The 26,092-nt window shown below is 52.8% G+C and carries 25 protein-coding genes and 1 pseudogene; 8 read left to right on the forward strand and 18 right to left on the reverse strand.

Annotated elements, in window-relative coordinates; translation table 11 throughout:
- The first annotated feature begins 6 nt into the window (after nucleotides 1-6).
- The 3 genes from TY10_RS18340 to TY10_RS18350 all read left to right on the forward strand — a co-directional run bounded on the left by TY10_RS18340 (nucleotide 7) and on the right by TY10_RS18350 (nucleotide 1,575).
- Nucleotides 7-588 carry an LOG family protein gene (locus TY10_RS18340; protein ID WP_042166579.1) on the forward strand — a complete coding sequence of 194 codons (582 nt, stop codon included), beginning with the start codon at nucleotides 7-9 and terminating at the stop codon, nucleotides 586-588.
- 160 nt (nucleotides 589-748) lie between these two features.
- Entirely contained in the window at nucleotides 749-1,135 is a 387-nt protein-coding gene (locus TY10_RS18345; protein WP_155985953.1) for a hypothetical protein, read from the forward strand.
- 17 nt (nucleotides 1,136-1,152) lie between these two features.
- Nucleotides 1,153-1,575, forward strand: coding sequence for a GNAT family N-acetyltransferase (locus tag TY10_RS18350; protein WP_042166693.1), 423 nt, complete (start codon nucleotides 1,153-1,155; stop codon nucleotides 1,573-1,575).
- A 13-nt stretch (nucleotides 1,576-1,588) separates the two neighbouring features.
- Here the strand turns inward: TY10_RS18350 and TY10_RS18355 are convergent, their stop codons facing one another.
- Entirely contained in the window at nucleotides 1,589-2,071 is a 483-nt protein-coding gene (locus TY10_RS18355) for a DinB family protein (RefSeq protein ID WP_042166583.1), read from the reverse strand.
- 181 nt (nucleotides 2,072-2,252) lie between these two features.
- Between TY10_RS18355 and TY10_RS18360 the strand changes: the two genes are divergently transcribed.
- A complete protein-coding gene (locus TY10_RS18360; RefSeq protein WP_042166586.1) occupies nucleotides 2,253-3,488 on the forward strand; it encodes an RNA polymerase sigma factor in 1,236 nt (411 codons plus the stop codon).
- A gap of 379 nt (nucleotides 3,489-3,867) precedes the next feature.
- On the opposite strand, the gene TY10_RS18365 is transcribed toward TY10_RS18360, so the two are convergent.
- Nucleotides 3,868-4,611, reverse strand: coding sequence for a phytanoyl-CoA dioxygenase family protein (locus tag TY10_RS18365; protein ID WP_042166589.1), 744 nt, complete (start codon nucleotides 4,609-4,611; stop codon nucleotides 3,868-3,870).
- A gap of 361 nt (nucleotides 4,612-4,972) precedes the next feature.
- Here TY10_RS18365 and TY10_RS18370 point away from each other — a divergent pair, with 361 nt between their 5' ends.
- Nucleotides 4,973-5,788, forward strand: a complete 816-nt coding sequence (locus TY10_RS18370; protein WP_042166592.1) for an AraC family transcriptional regulator — start codon at nucleotides 4,973-4,975, stop codon at nucleotides 5,786-5,788.
- A 219-nt stretch (nucleotides 5,789-6,007) separates the two neighbouring features.
- On the opposite strand, the gene TY10_RS18375 is transcribed toward TY10_RS18370, so the two are convergent.
- From TY10_RS18375 to TY10_RS18395, 5 genes are all read right to left on the reverse strand, one after another.
- On the reverse strand, nucleotides 6,008-6,922 hold the full coding sequence (locus tag TY10_RS18375) for a carbohydrate ABC transporter permease (RefSeq protein ID WP_042166595.1): 915 nt from the start codon (nucleotides 6,920-6,922) through the stop codon (nucleotides 6,008-6,010).
- A 12-nt stretch (nucleotides 6,923-6,934) separates the two neighbouring features.
- Nucleotides 6,935-7,855, reverse strand: coding sequence for an ABC transporter permease (locus TY10_RS18380; protein WP_042166598.1), 921 nt, complete (start codon nucleotides 7,853-7,855; stop codon nucleotides 6,935-6,937).
- Between the two features lie 287 nt (nucleotides 7,856-8,142).
- Nucleotides 8,143-9,819, reverse strand: a complete 1,677-nt coding sequence (locus TY10_RS18385) for an ABC transporter substrate-binding protein (protein WP_042166601.1) — start codon at nucleotides 9,817-9,819, stop codon at nucleotides 8,143-8,145.
- Nucleotides 9,820-9,918: 99 nt separating this feature from the next.
- Nucleotides 9,919-11,670, reverse strand: a complete 1,752-nt coding sequence (locus TY10_RS18390) for a sensor histidine kinase (protein ID WP_042166604.1) — start codon at nucleotides 11,668-11,670, stop codon at nucleotides 9,919-9,921.
- Nucleotides 11,663-12,745 (reverse strand): response regulator transcription factor, encoded by a 1,083-nt coding sequence (locus TY10_RS18395; RefSeq protein ID WP_042166605.1) that lies wholly within the window; start codon nucleotides 12,743-12,745, stop codon nucleotides 11,663-11,665. Before TY10_RS18395 ends, TY10_RS18390 begins: the two co-directional genes overlap by 8 nt.
- Nucleotides 12,746-13,220: 475 nt before the next feature.
- On the opposite strand from TY10_RS18395, the pseudogene TY10_RS32295 reads away from it, so the two are divergent.
- The 3 genes and pseudogenes from TY10_RS32295 to TY10_RS18410 all read left to right on the forward strand — a co-directional run bounded on the left by TY10_RS32295 (nucleotide 13,221) and on the right by TY10_RS18410 (nucleotide 15,795).
- Nucleotides 13,221-14,178, forward strand: a pseudogene (locus TY10_RS32295) (fatty acid desaturase).
- Between the two features lie 27 nt (nucleotides 14,179-14,205).
- A complete protein-coding gene (locus TY10_RS18405) occupies nucleotides 14,206-14,526 on the forward strand; it encodes a MocE family 2Fe-2S type ferredoxin (protein ID WP_042166606.1) in 321 nt (106 codons plus the stop codon).
- A 12-nt stretch (nucleotides 14,527-14,538) separates the two neighbouring features.
- Nucleotides 14,539-15,795 carry an NAD(P)/FAD-dependent oxidoreductase gene (locus tag TY10_RS18410; protein WP_042166608.1) on the forward strand — a complete coding sequence of 419 codons (1,257 nt, stop codon included), beginning with the start codon at nucleotides 14,539-14,541 and terminating at the stop codon, nucleotides 15,793-15,795.
- Between the two features lie 83 nt (nucleotides 15,796-15,878).
- Here the strand turns inward: TY10_RS18410 and TY10_RS18415 are convergent, their stop codons facing one another.
- From TY10_RS18415 to TY10_RS18465, 11 genes are read right to left on the reverse strand one after another with little or no spacing between them, the layout of a single operon-like run.
- Nucleotides 15,879-16,787 carry a sugar phosphate isomerase/epimerase family protein gene (locus TY10_RS18415; RefSeq protein WP_052350631.1) on the reverse strand — a complete coding sequence of 303 codons (909 nt, stop codon included), beginning with the start codon at nucleotides 16,785-16,787 and terminating at the stop codon, nucleotides 15,879-15,881.
- Nucleotides 16,788-16,831: 44 nt separating this feature from the next.
- A complete protein-coding gene (locus TY10_RS18420) occupies nucleotides 16,832-17,668 on the reverse strand; it encodes a sugar phosphate isomerase/epimerase family protein (protein ID WP_042166609.1) in 837 nt (278 codons plus the stop codon).
- Nucleotides 17,665-18,774: a Gfo/Idh/MocA family protein gene (locus TY10_RS18425; RefSeq protein WP_042166610.1), complete on the reverse strand. Its 1,110-nt coding sequence runs from the start codon at nucleotides 18,772-18,774 to the stop codon at nucleotides 17,665-17,667. Before TY10_RS18425 ends, TY10_RS18420 begins: the two co-directional genes overlap by 4 nt.
- Nucleotides 18,771-19,172: a helix-turn-helix domain-containing protein gene (locus TY10_RS18430; protein WP_042166612.1), complete on the reverse strand. Its 402-nt coding sequence runs from the start codon at nucleotides 19,170-19,172 to the stop codon at nucleotides 18,771-18,773. The genes TY10_RS18425 and TY10_RS18430 overlap by 4 nt, the downstream gene beginning before the upstream one ends.
- A 26-nt stretch (nucleotides 19,173-19,198) precedes the next feature.
- A complete protein-coding gene (locus TY10_RS18435) occupies nucleotides 19,199-20,014 on the reverse strand; it encodes a sugar phosphate isomerase/epimerase family protein (protein WP_042166617.1) in 816 nt (271 codons plus the stop codon).
- A gap of 3 nt (nucleotides 20,015-20,017) precedes the next feature.
- Nucleotides 20,018-20,914, reverse strand: a complete 897-nt coding sequence (locus TY10_RS18440; RefSeq protein WP_042166618.1) for a sugar phosphate isomerase/epimerase family protein — start codon at nucleotides 20,912-20,914, stop codon at nucleotides 20,018-20,020.
- Between the two features lie 17 nt (nucleotides 20,915-20,931).
- Complete coding sequence (locus TY10_RS18445; protein WP_042166622.1) at nucleotides 20,932-21,741, reverse strand: alpha/beta fold hydrolase; 810 nt, start codon at nucleotides 21,739-21,741, stop codon at nucleotides 20,932-20,934.
- Nucleotides 21,742-21,759: 18 nt separating this feature from the next.
- Nucleotides 21,760-22,605, reverse strand: coding sequence for a sugar phosphate isomerase/epimerase family protein (locus TY10_RS18450; protein WP_042166625.1), 846 nt, complete (start codon nucleotides 22,603-22,605; stop codon nucleotides 21,760-21,762).
- A 7-nt stretch (nucleotides 22,606-22,612) separates the two neighbouring features.
- On the reverse strand, nucleotides 22,613-23,605 hold the full coding sequence (locus tag TY10_RS18455; RefSeq protein ID WP_052350632.1) for a zinc-dependent alcohol dehydrogenase: 993 nt from the start codon (nucleotides 23,603-23,605) through the stop codon (nucleotides 22,613-22,615).
- Complete coding sequence (locus TY10_RS18460) at nucleotides 23,602-24,384, reverse strand: ThuA domain-containing protein (RefSeq protein WP_042166628.1); 783 nt, start codon at nucleotides 24,382-24,384, stop codon at nucleotides 23,602-23,604. The genes TY10_RS18455 and TY10_RS18460 overlap by 4 nt, the downstream gene beginning before the upstream one ends.
- 6 nt (nucleotides 24,385-24,390) lie before the next feature.
- The gene (locus tag TY10_RS18465) at nucleotides 24,391-26,016 is read right to left on the reverse strand and encodes a glycoside hydrolase family 43 protein (RefSeq protein ID WP_042166630.1); all 1,626 of its coding nucleotides are present in this window, start codon (nucleotides 26,014-26,016) and stop codon (nucleotides 24,391-24,393) included.
- Nucleotides 26,017-26,092: the final 76 nt, after the last annotated feature.

Consider the following 26,092-nt stretch of genomic DNA (forward strand, 5'->3'; position numbering starts at 1 on the left):
GGAGCAATGAAAAGCATCGCTGTGTTTTGCGGATCGAGAAATGGAGCTTCCGAGGTTTATGTGAAAGGAGCGAAAGCGCTCGGCAAAGAGCTCGCCAAACGGGATATTGCGCTCGTCTACGGCGGAGCCAGCGTTGGCGTTATGGGTGCAGTCGCCAATTCCGTTATGGAAGCCGGAGGACGTGTCATCGGTGTCATGCCTGCCTTTCTCGACAAAAGAGAGATTGCCCACAAATCCCTGTCCGAGCTCATTATCGTAGAATCGATGCATGAGAGAAAAGCCAAAATGGCGGAGCTTTCCGACGGATTTATTACGATGCCGGGCGGTCCTGGAACGATGGAAGAGTTTTTTGAAATATTCACTTGGGCGCAGCTTGGTCTTCATCAAAAGCCTTGCGGCCTCTTAAATATCAATGGCTACTACAATCCGCTTATTGAGCTGTTCAACCATATGACTGCGGAACAGTTCATGGAGGAAAAATATCGCCGGATGACACTCGTGGATGAGGATCCTTCTGCGCTTTTGGAGCAATTTTATAGCTACGAGCCTCCTGCGCTCAAAACATACCTGAACGACCAGCAAACTTAGCAGCCGTTTTGCGGATAAAAGAATACAAGAAAGAGCATTTCCGCATACGGGAAATGCTCTTTTTTTAGCATGATTAAATATTCTCACGTTTTCCCTTACATTTACAACTTTCTTCTAATACTCACGTCAATAACATTGATGAAGAAGCTAGGAAGCTAAGATGAAAACAGGAGAGTTCAAAATGAGAAGTATCCTTTTATCAGCAATCATACTTGTTCTCATAATCGGCGGCACAGCTTGCAGCAGCAAGGTGCAATCCTCTTTCCCATTGCCGGAAGGAAGCAAAGAGGATGCTGCATTATGCCCATCTATCCTACTTGTTGAGGGAGCCCATTGCTACAAGATTCCCCTGTCTCATCATGCTGCGATGACATGGTTTCAAGATACTGCAGATGACAAGAAATGGAGTGCCTACTGGGCAAGCGACGTCGATCCGTTTAATCTCTATTTGAGCAAGGACAGTGAACAAATGGAAGCCATCTTTTACAAACAGCAGGATGATGACTTTACAGGATTGTTATTAGGAGATGTAAAACAAATGAAATAGAAGCCGAGGTGAATGATATGGTGTTCATTCATGTATGTTCTCACGAAGATTTGGACCTTCTTGTCACACTAAACAAGCAGCTTATAGAGGATGAAAGACATGATAATGCGATGGACTTTGAGCAGCTAAAAGAAAGAATGCGTGCTTTCATCAATACAGATTATGATGCTTACAAGTTTGAACATGGTGGCGAAATTGTTGGTTATGCTTTGGTGAATCATATTAGGCAGCCTCTGTATCTCAGACATTTCTTCATCTGTAGAAGCAGCCGGGGAAAAGGGCATGGCAAGTCAGCTTTTCGAGCATTGCTGCAATTATTAAATACAACAACCGTAGATATCGAAGTGCTGCATGGAAATACGGCTGGATATGAATTTTGGAAGTCGCTTGGATTTAAAGAAAGAAGTATCTATATGAGGCTGGAGGAATTAAACGATTGAGTTACCCAACCCATTAAACCAAAGGCTTAATGAGTCCTTTTCCGATAAAGTTGGCCGAGACCGGCTGCTTGCCAACTTCTCTAGCCCACACCGACATTTGGCCGATGTGATGGATTTCGTGAGCGATAACGTGGCGCATCACTTCTCCCCAAGTGTAAATAACTGCCTCGCCCTCGGCATTGGCACTGTAGTGCAGCCGGGTCTCCACGCTCTCCTCCCATGCCGCCACGAAGGGCTCGACTTCCGTCCGAAAACGCCGATCCAGTTCTTTTACCCGCTCCAGCGTCTTATACGTTTCGTAATCCTCCAACTCGTCCGGCTTTCCCTGCAATTGCTGAATCCAGCTCCACTCCACGTCCGCAATATGAAAAAACGTCTTCAATAGACTCCCAGTGCCGCCTGTTCGCTCACGAATCAGCTCCTCATGAGGGAGCTCCTCGCACCATTGATACCACTGGTCCCTGACCATCCAGTTATAGCGAAACCACGCCTCCACGCCGACACCTCCATTTCATAATCTATACCATTCATCTATAACGAACATGATATCATCAAACTAACGATGTTTTGTAAAATTCTGATGGGTCGAAGCAGCCAGAAAAAGTTTTTTGATCCTTTTGTGGCTTTTCCCCTCTCCCCGGTGTCTATACATATGCAAGATCAAGAGGAGGTCAACGATGTCAGGCGCTAATGACAACCGCCCTGTTTATCCGGATGAACAGAGCATGATTGAAAAGTTTGAACAGTGCTATGAACAATATCGCAGCCGAATCCGCAGCTACATTTCGCTCAAGACAAATGCAGCAGCAGCGGAGGACTTGACGCAGCAGGTCTTTCTCAAAGCGATCGAAAATCTGCACGCTTTCAAAGAAAACGCCAGTTTCTTTACCTGGATTTTTAAAATTGCCGAAAATACGGTGAAAAACGAATATCGGAGCTTAGCCCGTAAAAAAGATATGCCTTATGATTTTACAAACTATGAATCACAATCGGTCTCCCTTGATTTTGCCAAGTATGTCGAGATCCGCATCGATATTGGTTCGGCGTTAAACAAGCTGAAGGAATTGGACCAGCAAATTATTTCGTTGCGTTTTTTCCTAGATTGTACGTTGTCCGAAATCGCCAATATCGTCGGCATGCGGGAAAGCGCGGTGAAAAATAGGCTATACCGATCGTTAGAAAAGCTAAGAACAGAGTTAAAAGAATGGGGTGACATTGCTGTTATGTCAATTCTAGACATGATATCAATCGTAAATAAAAATGAAGTCGTCGTCTCGAGGGATCCTTTTGAAAAAGTGCATCAGGACCTGTTCCGTGCATTGAAGGAAAATGTGGAACGGATCGCCTCCAAGTACAAGCACCGTCCTTCATGCAAAACCATTATCGAAATTTATCCCGATCTTCCGACCTTCCACCAAGCTGTCGGAGAAGCCGACGCGCCGAATTGGTTCATGGGCACGTACGAGGGCAATCGATTGAAAATCGTATCTCCTCTAAATTCAGGGCCAGAGCATACGTATGAGTCGATTATTAAATCGACTTTGCATCTGTATACGATGTGGCTGATTGAGGACATTAACGCCACAGCACCGAAGTGGGTGCGTCAAGGAATTGGCGGCTATGAAGCGAAGCAAATGACGGAGGAGTACATCGCGAACACAACAGCAGACGCCGTTCGCCGCGGGGAAATCCCGGAGTTCCTTGAGTTCAATAACGATACGTGGGATTTCGAGACGATGAAGGGCTTCCAGTTCTCGTATCTGATTGTAGAGTTCATTACGGAAAGCTACGGATTGGATACGCTGAATCAGGTCATCCGCGATCCTTATGATTTCAACGGCATCTTCAAGTGTTCCGAATCCGAGCTGCGCGAGCAGTGGATCCCCTATATGAAAAAGAAATTCAATATTTAATATAATGGGGCTAGCGCCCAAGCGAGATTAGCTTGGGTGGTAGCCCCTTCTTTTGCTTTGGTGCTGTGCGGCGACTTGTGCATGCGCTGGCAGGCGGGCGGATGCTCTGTGCGGGCGGATGCCAGCGGGGTTGCTGTGCAGGCGGGTTTGCGAACCTGTTTCGCTAAATAGCGCAGCTTTTTTCGCTGGAGCGGCAATATTCTGGGGAATTTCACTGAAATGACGCATATAACGCACCTTTTTTCTCTATTGAGAAATCCATTTACACTATAGCGAATAAAGGTGCGCTACGAGGCTCACAGGAGAAAAAATCGGCTGAATTAGCTAGAATTAAGGAATTTAGCTTCGCAAATTTGCGAAGCTGGTTCGCTATGCCAACTTAATACAACGGGAACTTCTGACGCAGATCTTCCCGGTGAAGCACGTTGGAGTCCTCGCGAATATAGTGGCAGACGTAGGAGCGGCGCCAGCGGTCCTTGCTCCGGTTCTTTTTCGAGGAATGAATGAGCAGCTCGCTGAAGAACAAAATATCGCCCTTCTCCATCTCGACCGGAATTTGCCGGCTCGTATCAACTCCCTCGGTCTCCTCGGTCCAATGCTCATGCTCCTCGATATCTTTCACTGCGCCGTGCGGCAGCAGGCCCAGCTTATGCGTTCCCGGCATGACCCACAGACAGCCAGTTTCGATATCAATGGAGTCCTCCATCGCTGTCCACGCGGCGATCATCGTCATGGGATCATTCTTGATGTAGTAGTAATCCTGATGGGAAGCCTGTCCCGGCGAGCCCGGCTCTTTGTAGAAGTACATGCTTTGCACGCACACCGCTTCTTTTCCCATCAATTGCGCAAGCGCTCCGCGTACGATGGTGTTCTTCATGAGCTGACGGGAGAAGCTGTCATGCTTATGCGGATTAAAGAGGCGGAGCGAATATTTCTTGGCTTCATCGCAAGCCGCCCATTCTGGCATGGGATTCTGATTGCGAATATCGTAGATGTGTCCATTAAAGGCATCGATCAAATCGCTGGACATCCCCTTCTTAAACAGGAAGTATCCATTTTCCTTGAAAAATTCAATTTGCTCATCGGTAAGCGGAGTCAGCGGACTAACGTAAGTGTTATTCATTCTGTATTCTCCTTTACTAAGAAATGATCTATAATGATTTCAGAATACGTTAACGAATCCGCTTACACAATGGCTGCAACAAGCAAATATGTATCTATAATTGATATCCACATTCAAGACTACCAACGCTATAAAAGATGGATGAAGGCTGCACTTGCAGCCCATCATACTTTCTGATGCAAGACTAACAGGTGTGCTGCCGCTGACCGTTTTTATGGTAGAACTCACTCGAAAGTGTTTCTTGTACCGAACATCGCGTGCCGCGATAGCACCGCGCGCGGGAGGCGCGCACGTACTCTGGCTTATGCCGCTTAGGCAACCGCCTTTCGTTAACCCATCCCAGCGTTTGGAGGAATCCGCTATGTCCAATTCCCTTGCCTCTCTAGCCATCGATACAATTGAGCATGCTACCGCCGGCTCCATCGTCTACCCGCCCGGCGGCCGGCTTGGCCCCCGTATTCAGCAGGATATTCAGCTCGTCATGCTCTACACTGGCGAGATGAATGTGACGATCGACGGCCGGCTGCTGCCGGTCACTCCCGGTCAGGTCATTCTGTTGAAGCCGGGCTGTGAGGAGACGTTTGTCTTCTCGAAAACAGAGCCCTCCTGGCACCGGTGGATTGCCGTTCATTTGAACGACATGACAGAGGAAATTCGGGAAGAGCTGGAACAGCTGCCCGAGTGTCTGCCCTTAACGGAGGAAATGAACCGCCTGCTGGATTTAATGCTTAACGTTCAGCGCTTCGCCTCTTTCGAGGATCAGGCCGTCATTAGTCTAGGGCTCGCCGCGCTCCACCTCTATCCTACCGAATCCAGAAGAGCGCTGCTCCGGCAAGAAAAGCATCCTGCTATTTATTCGGTGCTAACCTACATTCATGAACGGTATATGGATGACCTGTCGCTTGCCGATCTTGCGGATCGCGCAGGACTCTCGCCTGAGCATCTCCTGCGACTGTTCAAGCGTCACGAATCAGCAACGCCAATTGCTTACCTATGGAATTATCGGGTGTCCAAGGCTGTCGAGCTGTTGACCAGTACAGGCCTCAACGTGACGGAAATTGCGCAGCGCTGCGGCTTCAAGACTTCGCATCATTTTGCCCGGATGATCAAGCAGACGACAGGCCGTACAGCATCGGAGATTCGCCGTCTGTCCTGGAGCGGCATGCGCAAAGCTTGACCAGTTGAGCAACCACCCAGGCCATTACATTTCGCACGGGAATGACGGGTTCGACTGATTAGGCTTCTGATAACTAGCTTGGAAAAGCTTAATCCTAGTTGATGAAGCTTTTTGCACCTACGATGCGTGATGTCCTTCCTGCCCAGCGCAGCGCCTAACACAAAATGACACCTCTCGCGAGCGCGAGAGGTGTCATTTTGTGTTAGCGCTTAACCCACTCTATTCTTTCACTCCGCCAAGAGTCATGCCCTTGACGAAATATTTTTGCAGGAACGGGTAGACCATGATGATTGGCAAGCTGGCGATGATCGTCATCGTCGCACGGATGGAGGTAGGAGTAACTTGGTTCAATGCTTGGCCTCCTGTATTACTGAACACATCGCCTACCGTCTTCTGGGTCATGGAGCCGCTGGAGCTTTGCAATATTTTCATCAGCTCGTACTGGAGTGTACTGAGATTAATATTCGAAGAGTTGTACAAAAACACATCAAACCAAGAGTTCCACTGCCATACCGCTACGAATAGTGATACTGTTGCCAGCACGGGCGTACAAAGCGGCAGCACGATGCGCATAAACGTCGTAAAGTCGCCGGCCCCGTCGATTTTGGCGGATTCGATAATGCCTTCCGGAATGCCTTCGATAAAGGAACGAATGATAATGACATTAAAGGCGCTAATGATCCCCGGAATAATGTAAACCCAGAAGCTGTTGAGCAGATGAAGCTCCTTATACAGCAAGTAAGTCGGGATCAATCCCCCGTTGAAATACATCGTCAGAATGAACGCCAGCGCAACCCATTTGCGCAGTACATATTCCTGCCGGCTCACTGTATAGGCAACCATGGCGGAGCAAAACACAGCCACGAGAGTGCCCAGCGTAGTACGCAGAAAAGAAATCAGCATCGAATGAAAAATCGCAGCTTCGCGAAGCGTGTATTCGTAGTTGTACCAAGTGAAGATACGGGGCATCAGGAAAATGCCGCCCTTGGAGGCATCCATCGCGTCATTGAGCGAGACCGCCAGCATATTCAGAAACGGATAAAGCGTAACAGCCGCAAGAAACAACATAAAGACGATATTGCAGAAATCAAATATACGATCGCTTACCGAACGGCGGCGAGCTAATGCTTTCATGTTGGCAGCCTCCTAGAACAATCTCGGTTGACCCAGTCTCTTGGCAATATGGTTGGCGCCGAACAACAAGATAATGCTGATGACGGTCTTGAACACACCGGCGGCCGTCGCTAACGAGAAGTTACCCATCGCAATACCGTATTTCAGTACGAACAGATCCAGGTTTTCGGAATACTCGGCGGTTAAGCCGTTGCCAAGCAAATATTGCGGCTCGAAGCCGGATTCCAGGATGTTGCCGAGATTCATAATAAGCAAAATAACGATGACGGACTTCAATCCCGGAAGCGTCACGTACAAAATCCGCTGCAAGCGGTTCGCGCCGTCGATTTCCGCCGCTTCGTATTGCGCCGGATCGATCGTCGTAATCGCCGTCAAATAAATAATCGTGTTCCAGCCGAGATTTTTCCACACCTCAGAGATGCCGAGAATGCCCCAAAAATATTTGCCTTCCGCCAGCCATAGAATCGGCTCTTGAATGATTCCGAGCTTCATCAGTATCAGATTGATGATGCCGGAGCTTTCCGTCGACAGTGCCGTGACGATAATGCTAGAGGCAACCACCCATGATATAAAATGGGGCAAGTAGCTGATCGTTTGAACCGTACGCTTGAAGACTACGCTGCGCAGCTCATTAAGCAGAATCGCCAGCACGATCGCAGTCACGAAGCCAAGCACCAAGTTAATGAGGCTCATTGCCAGCGTATTGCGCATCACCTGATAGAAGTTTTCGTCTTGAAACAGAAACTTGAAGTTTCGGAAGCCTACCCATTCCTGGTCAAAGGGGCTAGTGCCCGGCCGGAACTGCTGAAATGCGATGGACCAGCCCCATACCGGGATGTATCGAAAAACGAGCAGCCACAGGACGAATGGCACCGACATCAGCAGGAGTGTTCTCTGTTCTGCGAGCTTGCCTAACCATGACTTTCTTGCCATCGCTCTCTTCCTCTCAGTCCGTGTGCGGAAGGACGGGGCGCCTCGCTTGCTAGCTAGGCTGACTAGATCAAGCTGCAAGCGGCTCGTATGTTAGCTCATGTTAGCCGCTTGTAGCTTGGAAGCTACCTTCCAAGCATATAGCTTACAAGATAGCTCATGCTATCAGCTTACAGCTTGTAACTTGCTGTCTTGCCCAGTTACTGACAGCTCTCTAGCTTGCAATTGCCGCAAGACTGTCCGTCCCTCTGCCCTTGGATCGTCGTTATCGTCCTTCTCTTCTATCTCGTCTATCTCTTCTTGCCAGCCAGCCGATCCTGTACGACGCCGTTCGCCCAGTCTTCATACGCTTTGACATCGAGCTTGTTGAAATCGGCGATGTAATCGCCCCACATCGCGTCAAACTTCTCCGGCGCGGCAAGGATCAGCTTCGGAAACCATTTGCGCTGCAGATCCATTTTTTTCTGCTCAAACAGCTGCTCCTTGGAGCCCTGCTGCTTGTTCGCCGACCAGACCGGATACCACTTCCGCTCGTCCGGCGGACTATATACGTCCGTAAACACCTTCAAACCGTAAGCTTCCAGAATGCTCTTGTCGCCCTCCGTATAACTCTTCTCTACAACCTCCGGCTGACGGTCAGGGAAATACGCATTGCCGTCCTCGAACAGTCCGGCTCCCATCGGCCAGTAATAGCTGAAGTAGCTAAAGCCATATGATTGCTGGAACTCCGGATTTTGAATTTGTGCAATTTGTTCTTCCGTACGGTAGAAGCGGCCCTTATCGTCTGCCTCATAGGTTTTGCCCTTTTCGCCCCAGAACAGCAATTTCTGATTTTCCTCTTTGACCATGTTGTCAAAATACTGGATGATTCGGGCAGGGTCTTTGGCTTTTGTCGTAATGCCGATGCCCCGGTTAGTTACGAACGTCGGCGGGTCCAAATATTGATCCTTCGTCCCCTGCTCGAACACGAGCGGGAAGCCGATAAATTTGCGGTCATCGTTGCCGGCCTGCGCCAGATTTTGCACAGCGGGAACGATCTGCCAGCCGTAATCGAAGAATCCAAGTACCCGTCCGCTGGACAGCTTTGCAATGTACTGATCATATTTCGCGACAAGCGATTCTTTATCCAGAAGCCCTTCGCTGTTCGCTTCGTTCAGCTTCTGCAGCCAGCGTTTCATGAAGTCCTTATCGCCGGTTACAGCAGCCTTCTTCGTCTCCATATCGACGTAAACTTCGCCCTCATTCGGCAGACCGTTCAGGTTCGGAGCCGGATTCGTCAGCGTGAAGAAGCGCCAGTCGTCGGTCAGCGTCTCGAAGCCGATCGTATCTCCGCCGTCAATTTGCGGATATTTCTCTTTGTACTTCTTGATGAGATCGAAATATTCATCCAGCGTCTTGATTTTCGGATAGCCGAATTCCTTCAGCACGCCTTGCTGAATGTAGAAGGCGCCAGGTTGGTACATATCCGGTACAAAGCCGTTGCTAGCGGCAAACGGGATGACGTAAATGTTGCCGTCCTCGGATGCCATCTGGTCCCAATAAGGACCATAAAGCTTTTTCAAATTCGGCGCATACTGGTCCAGCAGATCATTCAGCGGAATGAACGCTTTGGCATCCAGCATTTTGTCGATGCCGCTGTCAGGTACCACAACATCCGGCAGGTCACCGCCGGCAATCATGACGCCAAGCTTCGTATTCAGATCGCCGACCAAATACTCCATTTTAAAATTGACGCCGGTTTGGTCTTCCAGCAATTTGCCCAGCACAGTCTCATTCGTATTGGTATCCTTGCCGGCAACCGCGGCATTGAAATACGTGAAGGTGACTGGTGTCTTCTTCTCACCCGAAGCCGGGTCCGCAGACGCCGACGGAGCAGAAGACTTGCCGCCGTTAGCGCCAGAACAGCCGGCCAGCAGCATGACGAGTGAAACGGAAAGCAGAACGTACGATAACTGTGAAATCTTCATATCGATGGATTCTCCTCTTGAAAGGATCGATTTTTGAAAGCCCTTTCATTTTTATCATAATCAATCGCCGAAAGCCGGTCATCTCGTAAACTTTAGCTTTTATTTCGAAAAATTAAGCTGTTGCGGCAGCCGCATTTTGACCGTTGTCCCCGCTCCAGGGGAACTTTCAATGTCCAGACGGGCGTCATCGCCATAAAATAATTGCAGTCTCGCGATCACATTCCGGATGCCGACATGCTCCTCGGCATTGTCCTCCAGACTTCTCTCGGACAGTACATATCGAAGCTTGTCCTCCTCCATGCCGATCCCGTTGTCCCGCAGCACAAAGACAAGCTCCTCCCCTTCTGCCGTAACGTCCAGCTGAATGACGCCCTGCTCCTGAATCGCTTCAATACCGTGAATGTTCGCATTCTCGACAAAAGGGATAAAGATCATTTTCGGAATCAGGCATAGCGCGGCTTCGTCTGTCACATCAATGCGGTAGACCAGCTTCTCGCCAAACCGGTATTGCTGAATGTCGAGAAAAGAAATGATCAGATCAATCTCCTGCCGGACAGTTATCCAATCATTGCCCCAGGCAAGCGACTTGCGGAAAATTTTGGCCAAGCTGCTGATGATCCGGGCCGTCTCCTCCTCCCGCTTGATCAGGCTTCGCATCCGCAGCGCCTCCAGCGCATTGAACAGAAAATGCGGATTAATCTGGCTTTGCAGCGCATGAAGCTGAGCCCGCCGCCGCTGCAGCTCCAGATCCTTGGCCTGAATATCTGCGAGGTACACGTCGTCGATCAGACTTTTGATCTGTCCTGTCATCCGGTTGAATTCAACGGTTAGCTGGCCGATTTCATCCGTCGATTCCACATGATCGATGGGATCAAAGCGCTGGTTTTTGATCTGCTTCATTTGCTTCAGAATGCGGAGCAGCCGATCATGCAGCGACTTGGCGATCCAGACGATAATAAGCGTCGGAAGTAGCAGATTGATCAGCGCCAAATAGACAACAGCCATCTGCGATTTCTGAATCTCGGCCAATATTTGATGCTCAGGCATAATGCCAATAATCGTCCAGCCCCTTAAATAATCAACGTTGGGAAAAGACTTCGTAAAGACGAGTGCCCCATCCGGCTTGTCCACCGCTGTAAACGGAATCGGCTGCTGCCGCCAATCGATGCCAGCTGCCGTTGTGAAATCAATGACGCCGTCCCGGTTGACCAGATACAAGTCGCCTTGCAGCGCCCGGTTGTCCAATATCTGCTTGAACTTATCGTGATGAAAATCGATTTTTAATATTTTCGCGTAACGGTTGGATGCCTGCATATTCAACTTCCGTATCAAGCTGTACGCACCGTCCCCGCTCTCCGGGCTTCCGCTCCGGGTATGAACGAGCAGCGGCGCATCGCCGCTTGCAGCAGACATGACCGCGCCGTACCACGCCGATCCCTTCACATCGTCGGTGATCGGACTGATTCCTCCCGCTCCCAGCAGCGTCGGATTGTCAGTGTAGATCGTAAGGTCTTGGATCGACCTGTCCAGTGGCGCATACCGGTTAAGGGTTGGCCGAATATAGGCGTCATAAGCATCCAAGTATTCGACCCAATCGGGATATTCCCGCTCCAGCGACTCATTCATCCACCCGTCCGCATAGATGATGGAGGATACGCCAACTGCCGCATCGATTTTGACGCGGAAAGCGTTCTGAATCCGGTCCAGCTCCAGCGAAATGTCCTGTTCCTTTTGCTTGCGGACACTGTTTGTAGTCACGGAATAGAAGAAAAGATTTGTAAACAATACAGGGATAAACACCGCTATAAAATAAAACAGCAGCAGCTTGTTGCGCAGCCTTATATTATTCATCCGGAGCGCCCCCGCCCGTCTGCGCCAGCAATCGGCTTCTGTATTCAGCAGGCGTCGTCCGCTCCAGCTTCTCGAACTGGGTAATAAAATAGTTGGAGCTGCTGAACCCTGCCCTCTCGGCCACCTCATAGATTTTCAGCTCTGTCTGGCGCAGCAGCTTCTTCGCCTCCCGAATTCGGACCCCGAGCAGAAACTCGTTGAAATACATGCCGTACGTCTTCCGGAACAACTGGCCCATATATACCGGATTCATATAATGCTGCGAGGCCATTCCCTTCAAGCTCATATTTTCTCTAAAATTCGATTCGATGTAGCTTTTCACTTGATGAATGCTGCCCTGCAGCTTGGCTTTGCGCAGTTCCCCGATCCGCGCTGTTCCCTCCAATGCAAACCCCATCAAGCGCTCCTCCAGCGTTTCAAAGCCGCCTTTGCCTGCAACGCTCCAGCCGATCAGCTCATCAAGGCCCTGAAGCGCCAAGCTTCCCTCCATATCGCTGATGATTTTTTTCACATTGGCAATTAACCGGCCAACCGTTCTGCCCGCTGCCGCAGCGTCCGCTCCGCGTCTCTCCAGCTCTTGAATAAACTGTCTTACCGCACGCCGCACCGCCTCCGGGTCGTTCTCCTCCATCCGGTCCGTCACCGCAAGCACCAGCGGCAAATCCGCTTCCGGGGACAAGCCTCCCGACGTGGAATTTGCCTGCAGTTGTCCATGCAGTCTGCTCAGCGCAGCCTTCAGCTCATCCACATCAATCGGCTTCAAAATATAGTCCTGAACCTGATAGCGCATCGCCTGCTGGGCATATTTGAAATCCTCGTATCCGCTCAATACGATAAAAGCGATACCCTCCATGCCTGCTTCCTTCACTTTTCCGATCAGCTCAAGTCCCGTAACGACCGGCATGCGGATATCTGTTACGACCAGATCAGGTTCGCTCGCCTTCACCGCTTCGAATGCTTCCGCTCCGTTTGCAGCTTCGCCAATGACCTCATAGCCGCATTCCTGCCAGTCGATCAGCTGCCGAAGTCCCTGACGCACATACACCTCATCATCCACCAACAACACCTTGAACATAGACCCCATCCTCTCTGGACGCTCTACAGCCCGCATCTGTCACGCCGCTATTGGACACATAAAATTCTACAACCGGATAAAACCCAACCGTTATAAAAGAACCTCCTTGACATGGTGACTCCCATCATTTTAAAAAAATACGCTATACCGGGCTTTTTCGCCGTTTTTGGTATCTAATTCTTCTTTAAACAAGCTCCCCTTGTCCTCTTCTTCGCTCTCCTCCCCTTCAGCTCAAATTCAACAATATCAATTACAGACAAAAATAGATCAATCCCACGCATTGTCCCCCCTTGGGCGATTGTGTAAGCTTCATTTATGAAACGAACTTAAGGAGGAAAAACGAGTGCCGACCCAAGACATCCGCAAGCGGGACTACAGCCTGACGGGACCGGAAGGCGAACGGGCCCAGCAAAGGGGACTCGTCGCCGCAGAATGGTACGCGACCCCGATACCCCGCGCCAAAATGAAAGAGCTTATGAAACGAAAAGACGGTCCGGCTATACGCGACACGATCATCTGGTTCTGTGCGCTTGCCGCTGCCGGCTTGCTGGCCTATTGGTCATGGGGAAGCTGGTGGGCCATTCCCGCTTTCGCCCTCTATGGCGTGCTTTACGCCTCGCCTGCCGACTCCCGCTGGCATGAGTGCGGACATGGCACTGCATTCAAGACAGCCTGGATGAATGAAGCCGTCTATCAGATCGCTTCCTTCATGATTTTAAGACCAGCTACACCTTGGAGATGGAGCCATTCCAGACATCATACCGATACCATCATCGTGGGCCGCGACCCGGAAATCGTCTCGCCCCGCCCGCCGGTCTGGCATGTCATTGCGATGGAGCTTTTTCAAGCTGTACGGCGGCCCGCGTGATGTGTGGCGGATGCTCCTGCACTGCGTCGGCAAGCTGGATGCCGAAGAAAAGGAATATATTCCGGCCTCTGAGGTTCGCAAGACGTGCTGGGAATCCCGGGTTTATGTTCTTATCTTTGTCATTGTGATTGCAGCCTGCTTCTACTACGGAACGATAAAGCCGGCCATGTTCATCGTGCTCCCTTCCTTCTTCGGAAGCTTTCTCGTCCTGATGACCGGCTTGTCGCAGCATCTGGGACTCTACGAGGATGTGCTGGATCACCGGCTGAACACGCGCACGACGTATATGAATCCCATCGTCCGTTTCTTGTACTGGAACATGAATTACCATATCGAGCATCATATGTTTCCGATGGTGCCCTACCATGCTCTTCCTAAGCTTCATGAAGCGATTAAGCATGATTGCCCGGAGCCTTCCCCAAGCTTGTCCGCAGCGCTGAGAGAAGTATTCACCGCGCTTGTCCGGCAGCGGAAGGACCCGTCCTATACGATTGTAAGACCGCTTCCTTCCACGGCAGCCCCTTATGAATATGGGCCAGAAGCAGTCGCGGCAACAGCAGAGTAACCAAACTAATATGAAGAGGTGCTTACTATGACATATGAAGGCTGGATTGCAGCATGCGATGCCGAGGATATCGACGAGGAAGACGTGATCCGGTTTGATTACGAGGACCGGACATTCGCGATCTACCGCTCTGATAAAAGCGAATATTATGCCACAGACGGCTACTGCACACACGAGAAATTCCATCTGTCCGACGGGCTCGTTATGGGCAAGCATATTGAATGCCCCAAGCATAACGGACGATTCGACTATACGACCGGCGAAGCGAAACGCGCCCCGGTATGCAACGCGCTCCAAACCTATCCTGTGAAAAACGAAGCCGGGCAAATTTGGATCAAAATCAGCTAAGGAGGCTTTACAATGAAGGACAACGGTATGGTCATTATCGGAGCGGGCGAGACAGGCGCAAGAGCCGCCGCCGGGCTCCGGGAACAGGGCTGGACGGGTGCGATCACTCTCATTGGCGAGGAGTCTCATGCTCCCTATGAGCGTCCTCCCCTGTCCAAGCAAGTGCTTCAAGAGGCCGGCGAACCTTCGCCGGCTTATATCGTCACAGCAGAGAAATTGAAGGAGCAGCGCATTGACTTCATTCATGGCAGCAAGGCGGCCTCCATCGATCGGAACAACCATATTGTTGCGATAGGGGACGGCAGGCAATTCCGCTATGAACGGCTGCTGCTCGCAACCGGGGCCCGCCCCCGCATGCTTCAACTGCCGGATTCCGGCAGCGGAGCGAGCCAAGCTTCGAATATCCGCTACCTCCGTTCCTATGCCGATGCGCTGGCACTTCGCAGCCGGCTTCAGCCCGGCCAGCGGGTTGCCATCATCGGCGGAGGCTTCATCGGCCTTGAAGTCGCGGCAAGCGCCAGATACCAGGGCTGTGCCGTTACGGTTATCGAAGCCGGCCCGCGCATTCTAATGCGCGGTGTGCCGGAATCGATTGGTCGTGTCGTCGAAGCCCGCCACCGGGGAGAGGGTGTTTCCTTCAAGCTGAATGCCGGTATTCAAGCGATCGAAAGCGCAGAATCAGAGAGCATCATCACGTTCACAGACGGAGAAGCGCTCGCCTTCGATGTCATTCTGGCAGGCATCGGAGCCGTGCCGGATACAGTACTCGCCTCTGGCTGCGGCCTGACAATCGAGAACGGTATTGCCGTTGACGAGCGCTTATGCACGAGCGATCCCGATATTTTCGCCGCAGGAGACTGCTGCTCATTCCCCCATCCGCTCTATGGCGGGATGCGAATCCGGCTGGAGGCTTGGCGCAATGCGCAGGAGCAAGGCACGCATGCAGCAGGCAGCATGCTCGGCTCCACTGAAGCCTATAGCGCCGTTCCCTGGTTCTGGTCCGATCAGTATGACCTGACGCTCCAAGTTACCGGATTGCCGCATACCGCACGCACGACCGTCCATCGCAGCCTTGGGGCGACAGGCGACTTGTACTTTCACCTGGCGGATGGTTACCGGCTCGCGGCTGCCAGCGCGATTGGCCGGAACGGCATTGCTAAGGACATTCGCCTTGCGGAGATGCTCATCGCATCCCAAGCCGCTCTTGATCCGGTGCAGCTCGCGGCACCGGACATTAAACTCAGATCACTGCTAACGATTAACGCTTAACCAGTAGATATGGAAAAGGGTTGGATGGAGATTGTTGAATCTCTATCCAGCCCTTTTTTTCTCGCGCCAGCAGCAGCTTACCGCTATTTACGCTGATTATGCTCCGCCACAACATGCTGCCACTGTGCTTCTGCAATTTCCTTGAACAGCAGCGCCTGCTGCCAGCGATCTGATACCTCTATTTCCTGCCCGCTTCCGGTATCCCGCCTAGTAATGGCATAATAACCCGGGGGCCCAAGCTCTGTAACGAAGGGAAGCACATCCCCAGGCATCGCCTGCCGGAGCCAGCTCGTCATTCCCTTCCGCCACCAGCGCTGGAAGTTAGGCAGCATCGGATGATCGCCCGTCGGCCCAACGTCGACCTGCACCTGCTCCCCGTTAGACACCCGGGCATGCAGGCAGGAGGTCCGCTCCAGCAAAGCATCAAACATCGGCTCCGCTTTATCCAGCGGGCCATTCAGCTCGCCCGCTACGATGTAATGGGACAGATCGATTGTTAGCCGCAAATCAGAAAGCGCCCTGACATATTGCTCCGTCCGGATCAGATCCTGCGTTACTGTACCGCGATGCGTCTCAATAAAGACCGGCATACCCGCCGCTCTTGCTTCCGCCTGCAACCCGGACAGCAGCTCAATCGCCTCATTTCCGACGACAAATCCATCCATCACCTGCAGGTTCAAATACTGAACCGTTCCAAACTGGCGGATCTGCTCCAGCACCACCTGAATATCTTCTACCTTCGTTGGAAAAGCCATCGTGTTGAAGCCAAGCTTATACCGCTCCAGCAGCCGGTTCCACTGCTCCGCCTCTTCAAGCGGCGGCATAACTGCACTAATGGCAGAATAGCCCGCTTCCGCGATCTTCTCGAACTTTTGCTCCATCGACCATTCCTTGCCGTTCTCACCAAGTCCAATCATCGCCCACCAGGACTGCTGAAGCTCCAGTCTCGGAGCGTTAGCTGTACCGTCGTTTACTGCATTTCTCAAGCTCATCACAGACCCGCCTTTCCTCAAAACGTCATATGGTTTCTATCACATTACGAGAACAGCGCCCATGAAGGATGACGCTCCAGGCGGTCCAGCATGGAGCGGTATACATCACGATTCCGCTCCAGACGGCTGTAAGGATCTCCGCCCATGCCATAGCCTTGGAATCCAACGAAGCCCTCATAACCAAGCCCTCTCAGAACACCCATTACTGCGAAAATATCCAGCTCACCCGCATCGATACACTCGATGGACGCAGGCAAACCTTTGTCCTGCTTGCGGCTGCCGCAAAGGTTAACGGCATGCAAATAAGGAGCGCAGGCAGACAAAGCGCCATTCAGATTGCTGCCGTCAACAGCGAACCAATGGAAGGAGCTGAACGTAATGCCGAGCAGCGGATGATTAAGCTGCTTCACTAGCCGCAGCGCATCCTCCCACCGCTCCAGCCAGAAGTAGACATGATGATAGAGCGAGATTTGAATCCCATTGCGCTCCACAATGGCGAGCAGCTCAGACAGCCGTTCCAGCGCCAAAGCATCGCCTTCCGGGTCCGATGGCTTCATCCCGGAATCGCCCATTGTCAGCGCCAATTCAACCCGGCTGCAGCCTTGAAGCTGCGCCAGCATCGAGAAGATTCTGGCAACATGCGGGTGATCCTTCGGCAGCGCCAGATCCAGCACCGCGTAGACCGCAGCCACTTCCAGACCATACTCCGCTTTTACATGGGGCAGCCGCTCAAGATCCCTCCAAGCCTGCTTGTCCTCATCCCATAACGTTAAGTAGACCGCATCATAGCCCAGCTCGGACAGCATTTCGCAGCGTGTGTTGAAGGGGTAATTGCCTAAGCTGTTGTAGAAAAAGGTATCCATTCCATAGATCCGGTTCATCCGTGCGCCCCCTCAGCCTTGGCAACCGTCTGGACGGCTCCGGTCTCGATACAATCGTATATCGCGGCGAGAATGCTGAAATTGAACACCGCCTGCTCATTAAGAATGGCGGGCGTTTGCTGCCCGGCCAGCGCCTGCATGAAATAAACGATCGGCTTATCCATCATGCCCAGCGGTGCGTTCTCGATTTTCTGCTGACTGGCTTCAGGCTCGCCGTTCACATCGTAATAGCGCTTGAGCTCGCCGTGGCCGTCGAAGCATAGCCAATCCCAATGAACAGCGCCGCCGGTCCCTTCGATCTCAGCTAAGCTCCGCTCCTCGCCATGGCAGCAAGCGGCCCGCTCGTATTGCACCGTCACAGCTCTCCCGCCAGCCAGATGAAACCGCATCGTTGCACCAACATGCTGTTCCACCTCGGAATTCGCCTCGGCTTCGATTGGATGTCCCGTTGCCGGGTTCGTCATCCAGGCATGAAGCACTTCTACCCGCTCGGGCTGCAGTACCTCGGTCAAGCTTGCGATATCATAGGGACCCCAATCCATGAGCGTGCCTCCGCCGCTAACCGAACGGTTAAGAAACCAGCGGCTCTGCGGCTGATACTCGATTCCCGTTCTTGCCCGCTTGCGGCGCTGCACCCATTGCACCTGATACACGTCACCAAGCGTGCCGTGCGCGAGTAAGCCCTTAACTTCCTCTGTAATCTGCAAGCCTGCGAATCGCGAGCTGCAGCAGCCGATCCATTTGCCCGTTTCCTCAGCTGTCCGCAGCATCAAATCCGCTTCCTTCCGGTTCATAGCCAGCGGCTTCTCGCACAGGACGTGGCGGCCGGAACGGAGCGCTTGAATCGAAATATCCGCATGCGTAACTGGCGGCGTCGCAACAATGACAATATCATCCTCTCTGGACGGCTCGTCCAGCATCGCACCCAATTGCTCAACCGGTGCCGCCCATGGAAACCGCTGGGCAAAGGCAGCCAGTGCCGCCTGATTGACGTCCGTCACATATAGCTCCGGACGGCTCTCTTCCGATTCCGCGTAACGCTCGATCGCTTCCGCGTGGTAGCCGGCAATTGCGCCAGCCCCTACGATATAAATGCGCTGCTTCATTCGTTCACACTCCTGTTCAAATTGATGCTATTGCGATATTCTCCCGGCGTCTGGCCGGCCCGGTCCTTGAACACTTTGTTGAAATAATTAACTTCCCCGAAGCCGCATGCTGCGGCAATTTGCTCCAGCGAATGATCGGACTCCTCGAGCAGCTGCACCGCTCTTCGAAGCCGAAGCATCCGGAGCATCTGAATGGAGGACATACCGTAGACTTGCTTGAAAGCACGGTTGAAGTAGCTGGGATGGAGAAACAGCAGACCGGCCAGCTGATGACGAGTCAGCTTCTCGCCCATATTGTCCTCCATGTAGCGGATGACAAGCCGAAAGCGATCTCTTGCCGATAATGCCGGTACGACGGACTGCTCAATGCTTCTCCTTAAGCTGGAATGCCCGGTCATGCAATTCACCCCGATCCTCCAAATAATTAGGCGAGTACAGCCAGTTCTTCCCGCACGTAGATCCCGTTCTGAAGCGTTACCCGGTCGGGATGAAGCTCGGCTTCCTGCGATTCCTCCTCGACCATCACCCAGCCGTCATAACTCGTCTCCTGCAGGTAACGGACAATCGCCTTATGATCGATCGAACCTTGTCCAAGTGCAGACCATTGTCCGCTTGCCCCATTCATATCTTTGAAATGCACATGCCGAATGAGCGGCCGGTAGGTCCGGAATATCGCCTCAGCATCCATGCCGCCCTTCACAATATGACCCGTATCCGGGGCGTAGCCGCAATAGCGGGAATCAATGCCGTCCAACAGCACCCGGTAATCCTCTTCAATTCGGAAAATAGAGCCGCTTGGCGAATTAGGATGATACGCACATGCGATACCTGCCTCATACGCGCGGCGGGCCACCGCATTAATGCTTAACAGCGCGTTCTTTTGCCTAAGAGCCAGATCACTTCTATCCTTGCCGGGAAGCTGTACAAGCGTAAGCAGCGTATCTGGAAAATGCTTCAGATACCGGATGATCCGGTCGGCTTCAGCTTTCTCTTCTAACGTCTCGCCCGCTTCACGCCAGTCGAGCGCAAGACAAAGTGCACCCAGCTTCAAGCCTCTTTTCTCTAGCGCATTTACTAGCGCCTGCGGGTCGTCATTATAGTGGCCGAGCATGCACACTTCCGGCTCTACGCCTGCGCCGCCCGCTTGCTGCACGACGTCCAATATGTGCTTAAGCTCATTGCGGTGCTTCTCATAGGACATCTGCCACGTATACGTCTGAAAGCCAAATGTCATTGCCATGTTCTATTCCGCCTCCTTGATCGCCTTGCGGATGAACGGCACTGCCTCACGGCCCCATTCCTCCACTTCAGCGTTAAAGCAAAAGTCGACGCACCACCAGTCAATGTCCGCCACTACGGACTTCAGCTCCTTAAGAAACGCAGTAAAATCGATAGCGCCAGCTCCAAAAGCTGCATGCGTACTCGTCTCCTCATCATGCAGCGTGCCGTCGGAGTCAATCAGATGGAAATGCCCGATGTGTCCATCAAGCAGCTTCGCAAATTCCGCAATCCCTCCGGGAAGTACCTCTTTCTCCCCCGGCTGACGCGCTCCGACTACTCCGCTCATGTAAGCGTGGCTCGTATCGAATAAAATTTGGAAGGAAGGATGGCCTACCGCCTCAACAAGCCGCTTGATCTCCGAAGGCTTGTTCAGCCAGAAGCCCGGCTCGAACTCCCATACGATCCGAATGCCGGAGGCTGCCGCCAGCTCTGCAGATGCCTTCCATGTAAAAACAAGCCGGGCGAACCGTTTCTCATACTCCGTCTCATCCAAGGCTGCCGGCGGGCTGACGGTGTCTACCCGAATTGTATCGATACCGAGATCTACACAAAATTGAATGTAGGACTCCATCAATTGCAAGTAGTCGGCAGGCTCGCATTGTGCCGGCGGTACTGCCGTAAAATCCGGAGCATACCCGGAGATGCCGAGCCCATGGGACTTCATTTCCTCCAGCAGCGCTTGACGGCTCTCCTTCGTCGGATAGAGCTCCGGCGTCGGATGGGGGGCAAAGCCGTTAATTTCTACTCCGTCGTAACCCGCTTCACTTGCATATTGCAAAATGCGTGAAAACGGCCAAGGCGATGCTGCGAAAGGACCAAAGGCAAACGCCCATGAGCCGATTGATAATTTTGGATTCATCCCGATCGCTCCTTCTATTAACCCAAATGTCGATGACGCAATAAAAAGTCCAATGTAATCCGGTTAAAATCATCCAGCCGGTCCCAGTGATGCGTATGGCCGCTGCCCTCGAACAAATGAAGCTCAGCGTGCTTCATCTCCCCCGCAATAGCCTGTGACAAATGCAGCGGTGTGAAAATATCCCGGTCTCCTACTGTAATTAAGGCAGGAGCCTTAATAGCAGCAAGCCGTCCCGTCGTCTGATGCGAGATGCAGGCGTCGCATTGCGCTAGAAACGCATGCGCCGGCATCGGATTCTCCTCCAGCAGCGCTGCCGCTCGGGCCGCCTCTAGCTTGAGAGAATGATTGTTATAGTAAGCCGGCGTATAAATAATAAGCTGAAGCAGCTTCTGAAATTCATCGGCCGGCATGCGGGAATAACCGCTGCCCAGCGTCTCGAACACGCTGCTTGTATACGTATCGCATTGCTGCCAAGAGCAATTGAGCGTCAAGCTAATGACCCGGTCCGGAGCGGCCAACGCTACCTCCTGCGCGATTGCACTTCCCATCGATATGCCGGAAATATGAGCTTTATCGATTCCAAGCGCATCCAGCAGGCCGAGCGTATCGGCCGCCATCATTTTCGTCGTGTAGGGTCCCTCCGGCTTGGCACTGTCTCCTGCTCCCCGATTGTCGATGAGAATACAGCGGAAATGCGGCTCATATGCCCGCACATGCTCTTCCCATACCGCTCCCGGCGCACCCAGACCCATAAGCAGCACTAACGGCTCGCCTTGACCTCGTTCTGTATAATGAAGCTCAATTCCGTTCGCTTGTACGACAGGCATACTCCATCCTCCTTCGCTTTAAGCCAGATGCTTCCGGATATGCTGGACGCCAAGCCGCGCCGCGTCATCCGGATGCTCGCTGTAGTTGCGCCATAAATGCAGCCGGGAGATAAGGCCCGGCACCTGCTGGCCGAATGCCTCAATCGTCAGCCAGCCGTCATAGCCGATTTCCTTCAGCACGTCGAAAATCTCTTCTGTTACCGCATGGCCAGTGCCTGGAACGCCCCGGTTGTTCTCGGAAATGTGAACGTGAATGATATGTGCCGCAGCTTGCCGCCAGGCATCCGGCACGTTCAGCTCTTCAATGTTGCCGTGATGCGTATCCGCCAGCAGTCCGACGTTAGGCAGCCCAACCTGCTTCACGAAGCGAACGCCTTCCTCCAGCGTATTGACCAAATACATCTCGAACCGGTTGATCGGCTCAAGCGCCAGCTTCACTCCCAGCTCAGCAGCGAACTTCCCCGCCTCGCGAAGCGTTTCCACCGCATAATTCCATTCGTCGGTTTGCGGGCCTTGTCCCGTAAAGCGGCCAAGTCCTTGAAACAGCGGCCCGCACAGCACCTCGGCACCCATCAGATGTGTATTGGAGATAGCCGTCTTCAGCGTCGCCAGCGCATTGTCCCGCAGCCGGGGGTCGCGGCTAGCAGGATCGGCCACTGAAGCGTCAAGCGCCGCAATAGCGGTGCAGCCGAGTCCCAACTCCTTTAGAATCAGCCCAAATGCTTTCGCGTCGCCCGCATCCATGCTGTCTGCGGCCAGCTCGACGCCGTCAAAGCCCCATTCCTTGATTGATTGCAGCAGCCTCAAATGCTCCGAAGGGTTAGGCTTATCCGTCCATAGCAATAGATTCATGCCTACTTTCATCGCGCTATCACTCCCATGGGTTCAGTATAATTTTGCCGCTCTGCTGTGAGGCGGACACTTCAAACGCTTCCTGAATCCGGCTCATCGGGAATTGATGCGTAATAAGCAGATCCGTCAGCGGAGATTGCTCGATAACCTTCATCAGCTGCGGAAATTCATTCAGGTTGTAGTGCCAGGAGCCGATCAGATGAATGCCTTTGCGCAGCAGATCATCGCTCACCTTAATCGGCGTCTCTGAGAAGCACTCTCCGACGAAGGCGACTTTGCCCTTGCGCTTAAGCGCATCAATCTGCAAGCGGTGTGCAGATACGACACCGGAGCAATCCAGTCCAAAGTCCGGCCCTTTGCCGCCGGTCAACGCTTTAATTTGCTGCACCGCATCAGGGTCACGCGGGTCGATAATATGCTCGACGCCCATCTTCTTTGCGAGCTCTACCCGGTAAGGGTTCATCTCGACGGCGATAACCTTCGCTCCTCTGAACTTCGCATTGACGATTGCGCCCAGACCTACCGGCCCAAGACCCGTAATGAGCACTGTCGAGAAGGCATCCACGCCCATCGTCGAGAATGCGCCATGCGACGGTCCCAAGCCGCAGCAAGCGAGTGAAGCTTTCTCGTAAGGTACGCCATCAGGAATCCGGGCCAGCAGCCAGGACGGCTTAGACAAATATTGCGTCATCGTCGGCTCGTGGTGATGCAAATTATGCTCGCAATAGATGAAGTCGCCGGCGATGCACATATCGCATTCTCCGCAAGGATATTGCGGCATGACGACAACGCGGTCGCCTACCTTCACTTTGCTGCCCGGTGCGGCCTCTACCACTTCGCCAGCCGCTTCATGTCCCAGACAGTCGGAATGGTCGCCATGGACGAACCCCTTATATTCCGCGCACATCGGCGCTGCATGCACCTTGACCAGCGCCCAGCCTTCCTTCAAGACCGGTGTCTCCCGTTCCAGCAATTCCGCTTGCTTCACTCCTATAATCGCTGCTTGTTTCATTGTGCTGTCCCTCCTTCTATTAAATGCTCTGCGCCAACGGCCCAATGGATGCCGTTCAGCAATAAGCGCCGGAATTCCGGCAGGTCGAAATCTTCCGGATGTCCCATCGTCGTCGTAAACACACGTCCCCCGCCGGAATGATGACGAGTCCAAGCTACTGGATGCACGCGCGGTGTCTCGCTCGTATACGACCAACCATTGTCCTCCGGATTAATCGTGGCACCATTGAGCAGCGGCGTCGAATCCCCCTTCGGCGGATAAGGCAGCACTTGATAGAGCCAGGAGCGGCATTCGAAATGCGTCGGAATGCCGCTTAGAATCGGATGATTGTCCGCTCCCCAAGCGACAGATACGCTCGTCGTCGAAGAGTGGCCGAAGTGACGAATCCACGGTGCACCCAGCACATCGATGCCGAAGCCGTCATTCCAGCGGGCCAGCGGATGGCCTTCCGGGTATTGAAAGGCATGCGTGCTTGTGCGCAGGCCGATGACCGGCTTGCCTGCTTTAAGATAATCGCTAATATATTGGAACTGCTCCGGCGGCAATTGCCGGAAGCGAATATAGAAAACCGCGAGATCAGCCGTTTGCAGCGCCTCAAGCCCCGGTATATTTTCCGGATCAGCAGCGCTTGGGCATGCAGTCAGAACGGTGACGGAAGCACCGTGCCTTCGGGCAGCCTCTTCGGCGATTCGAGGCATCGTTTTCTCCGATTCATACTCATCTTCGCCGCATACGAATACGAGGCGATATCCCTTCAAAGAATCATTGGATGTTTCCATGGAAGCTCACTCCTTCTCCTCATAACGGAAGTAGTCAAAATCGGCATGGCGGCGGCCGCCGGACAAATCATGCGCACATAATCCGATAAAAGCGCCGGTGAAGCCCCAGTCGGTGAAATAGCCGTCAACGAGATGCGTGGCGTACTCGTCGGAAATTTTGCTGGCGTCCAGCACTGGACCGATCGTGTTCCAGTCCGCTCCATCAAGTGAATAATAGAATTGCAGATTGCTAGCTTCCAAGAGAAGACGCAAATAGACGCGCTGCCCCGACGGAATGTATACATGCGGCTCGGTATGCTCAAAGTAGACGCCGTGGTCATTGCCGATGATCCCCACATTGGTGCCGCCCTCTTCGTCATGCGAGATGCGCAGGTAATAGTAGTTTTGAGAGTTGTAGTAATAGACAAGGCCCGCCATATGCTGGTAGGTTTCTGGTTTGAATTCAACAGCGGTCTCCGCCTCGCAATGAAAGGCCTGCTGACGGCGGGCAATCAAGCTGTGACGGAAACGGGAGTTTGGCGACTCCATTCCCTTCAGGCGAAGATAGCCGGGCCGCTCGCTGACCGACAGCCAATCTTCGGTAAACGGCTGCCGCAGCGATTGCCACTGCAAGTCTAGCTTTCCGCTATCGAAATGATCGACGACAGGACGCTCTGGGAACGGATGCTCCGGCAGTGCCGGCGGGCGAACACATAATTGCGGTTCATTGCCGCCTTCGTCCAAACGCAGCCAGCCGTCCTCACTCCATGTGCAGCGCTGGATTGCCGTTTCCCGGCCCAGGTTGCAGCGCCGGTCTTCTGTCGGCAGGGGCCGTCCGCATAGATGAACGATATACCATTCATTGCTCTGGGTTTGCACGAGACTGGCATGACCGGCCTTTTGCAGCGCCAGCTCTGGGTTATGATAGGAAGTCAGCATCGGCGCTTCGGGGTCGGTCTCATAGGGACCGTCTATCGTCTTGGAGCGAGCCAGTGTGACCGCATGCTCATAGCTCGTTCCGCCTTCCGCAACCATCAAATAATAGTATCCATTGCGCTTATAGAGATGCGGCCCTTCCGTCAAGCCCAGCTTGGAGCCGGTATAGATCAGCCGTGACGGGCCGATTAGCTTCTTCTCTTCCACCGAATACTCTTGTAAGTAGATGCCGTTAAAGGGATCACGGCCTTTACGGAAATCCCACTGCATGTTAACGATCCATTTTCTCCCGTCGTCATCATGGAACATCGAAGGGTCAAAGCCGCCGCTGTTGAGATAGATCGGGTCTGACCACGGGCCCATAATGTCGGACGCGACAACGACATAATTATGCGTGTCCTTGTATGCTCCGGCATGGCTTTTCACATCGGTAAAGACCAGATAGAACAATCCGTTATGATGGGTCAGGCAAGGCGCCCATACGCCGCCCGAGTCCGGGTTGCCCAGCATATTAAGTTGGCTTGCACGGTCGAGCGGACGAGTCAGCAGCTGCCAGTGGATCAAGTCGCGCGAATGATGAATTTGAACGCCGGGAAACCATTGGAACGTCGACGTTGCGATATAATAGTCGTCTCCAACCCTTACAATCGAGGGATCAGGATTAAAGCCCGGCAAGATCGGATTTTGGATGCGCAAAGGTTCTTTGCAGGTTGTCATGAGGCTCACGTCCTTTACTCTTGATAAACGGACGGCCCGCAGCGCTTTGCCGCAGGCCGCTATTGGAATTAGGGAA

Source organism: Paenibacillus gorillae, assembly GCF_000513275.1.
In the GTDB taxonomy this organism is placed as follows: Bacteria; Bacillota; Bacilli; order Paenibacillales; family Paenibacillaceae; genus Pristimantibacillus; species Pristimantibacillus gorillae.

Excerpts from the sequence above, each read along its gene's own strand:
- TY10_RS18340 (WP_042166579.1), top strand. The coding sequence starts at position 7 with ATGAAAAGCATCGCTGTGTTTTGCGGATCGAGAAATGGAGCTTCCGAG.
- TY10_RS18345 (WP_155985953.1), top strand. The coding sequence starts at position 749 with ATGAAAACAGGAGAGTTCAAAATGAGAAGTATCCTTTTATCAGCAATC.
- TY10_RS18350 (WP_042166693.1), top strand. The coding sequence starts at position 1,153 with ATGGTGTTCATTCATGTATGTTCTCACGAAGATTTGGACCTTCTTGTC.
- TY10_RS18360 (WP_042166586.1), top strand. The coding sequence starts at position 2,253 with ATGTCAGGCGCTAATGACAACCGCCCTGTTTATCCGGATGAACAGAGC.
- TY10_RS18365 (WP_042166589.1), bottom strand. The coding sequence starts at position 4,611 with ATGAATAACACTTACGTTAGTCCGCTGACTCCGCTTACCGATGAGCAA.
- TY10_RS18370 (WP_042166592.1), top strand. The coding sequence starts at position 4,973 with ATGTCCAATTCCCTTGCCTCTCTAGCCATCGATACAATTGAGCATGCT.
- TY10_RS18375 (WP_042166595.1), bottom strand. The coding sequence starts at position 6,922 with ATGAAAGCATTAGCTCGCCGCCGTTCGGTAAGCGATCGTATATTTGAT.
- TY10_RS18380 (WP_042166598.1), bottom strand. The coding sequence starts at position 7,855 with ATGGCAAGAAAGTCATGGTTAGGCAAGCTCGCAGAACAGAGAACACTC.
- TY10_RS18385 (WP_042166601.1), bottom strand. The coding sequence starts at position 9,819 with ATGAAGATTTCACAGTTATCGTACGTTCTGCTTTCCGTTTCACTCGTC.
- TY10_RS18390 (WP_042166604.1), bottom strand. The coding sequence starts at position 11,670 with ATGAATAATATAAGGCTGCGCAACAAGCTGCTGCTGTTTTATTTTATA.
- TY10_RS18395 (WP_042166605.1), bottom strand. The coding sequence starts at position 12,745 with ATGTTCAAGGTGTTGTTGGTGGATGATGAGGTGTATGTGCGTCAGGGA.
- TY10_RS18405 (WP_042166606.1), top strand. The coding sequence starts at position 14,206 with ATGACATATGAAGGCTGGATTGCAGCATGCGATGCCGAGGATATCGAC.
- TY10_RS18410 (WP_042166608.1), top strand. The coding sequence starts at position 14,539 with ATGAAGGACAACGGTATGGTCATTATCGGAGCGGGCGAGACAGGCGCA.
- TY10_RS18415 (WP_052350631.1), bottom strand. The coding sequence starts at position 16,787 with ATGAGCTTGAGAAATGCAGTAAACGACGGTACAGCTAACGCTCCGAGA.
- TY10_RS18420 (WP_042166609.1), bottom strand. The coding sequence starts at position 17,668 with ATGAACCGGATCTATGGAATGGATACCTTTTTCTACAACAGCTTAGGC.
- TY10_RS18425 (WP_042166610.1), bottom strand. The coding sequence starts at position 18,774 with ATGAAGCAGCGCATTTATATCGTAGGGGCTGGCGCAATTGCCGGCTAC.
- TY10_RS18430 (WP_042166612.1), bottom strand. The coding sequence starts at position 19,172 with ATGACCGGGCATTCCAGCTTAAGGAGAAGCATTGAGCAGTCCGTCGTA.
- TY10_RS18435 (WP_042166617.1), bottom strand. The coding sequence starts at position 20,014 with ATGGCAATGACATTTGGCTTTCAGACGTATACGTGGCAGATGTCCTAT.
- TY10_RS18440 (WP_042166618.1), bottom strand. The coding sequence starts at position 20,914 with ATGAATCCAAAATTATCAATCGGCTCATGGGCGTTTGCCTTTGGTCCT.
- TY10_RS18445 (WP_042166622.1), bottom strand. The coding sequence starts at position 21,741 with ATGCCTGTCGTACAAGCGAACGGAATTGAGCTTCATTATACAGAACGA.
- TY10_RS18450 (WP_042166625.1), bottom strand. The coding sequence starts at position 22,605 with ATGAAAGTAGGCATGAATCTATTGCTATGGACGGATAAGCCTAACCCT.
- TY10_RS18455 (WP_052350632.1), bottom strand. The coding sequence starts at position 23,605 with ATGAAACAAGCAGCGATTATAGGAGTGAAGCAAGCGGAATTGCTGGAA.
- TY10_RS18460 (WP_042166628.1), bottom strand. The coding sequence starts at position 24,384 with ATGGAAACATCCAATGATTCTTTGAAGGGATATCGCCTCGTATTCGTA.
- TY10_RS18465 (WP_042166630.1), bottom strand. The coding sequence starts at position 26,016 with ATGACAACCTGCAAAGAACCTTTGCGCATCCAAAATCCGATCTTGCCG.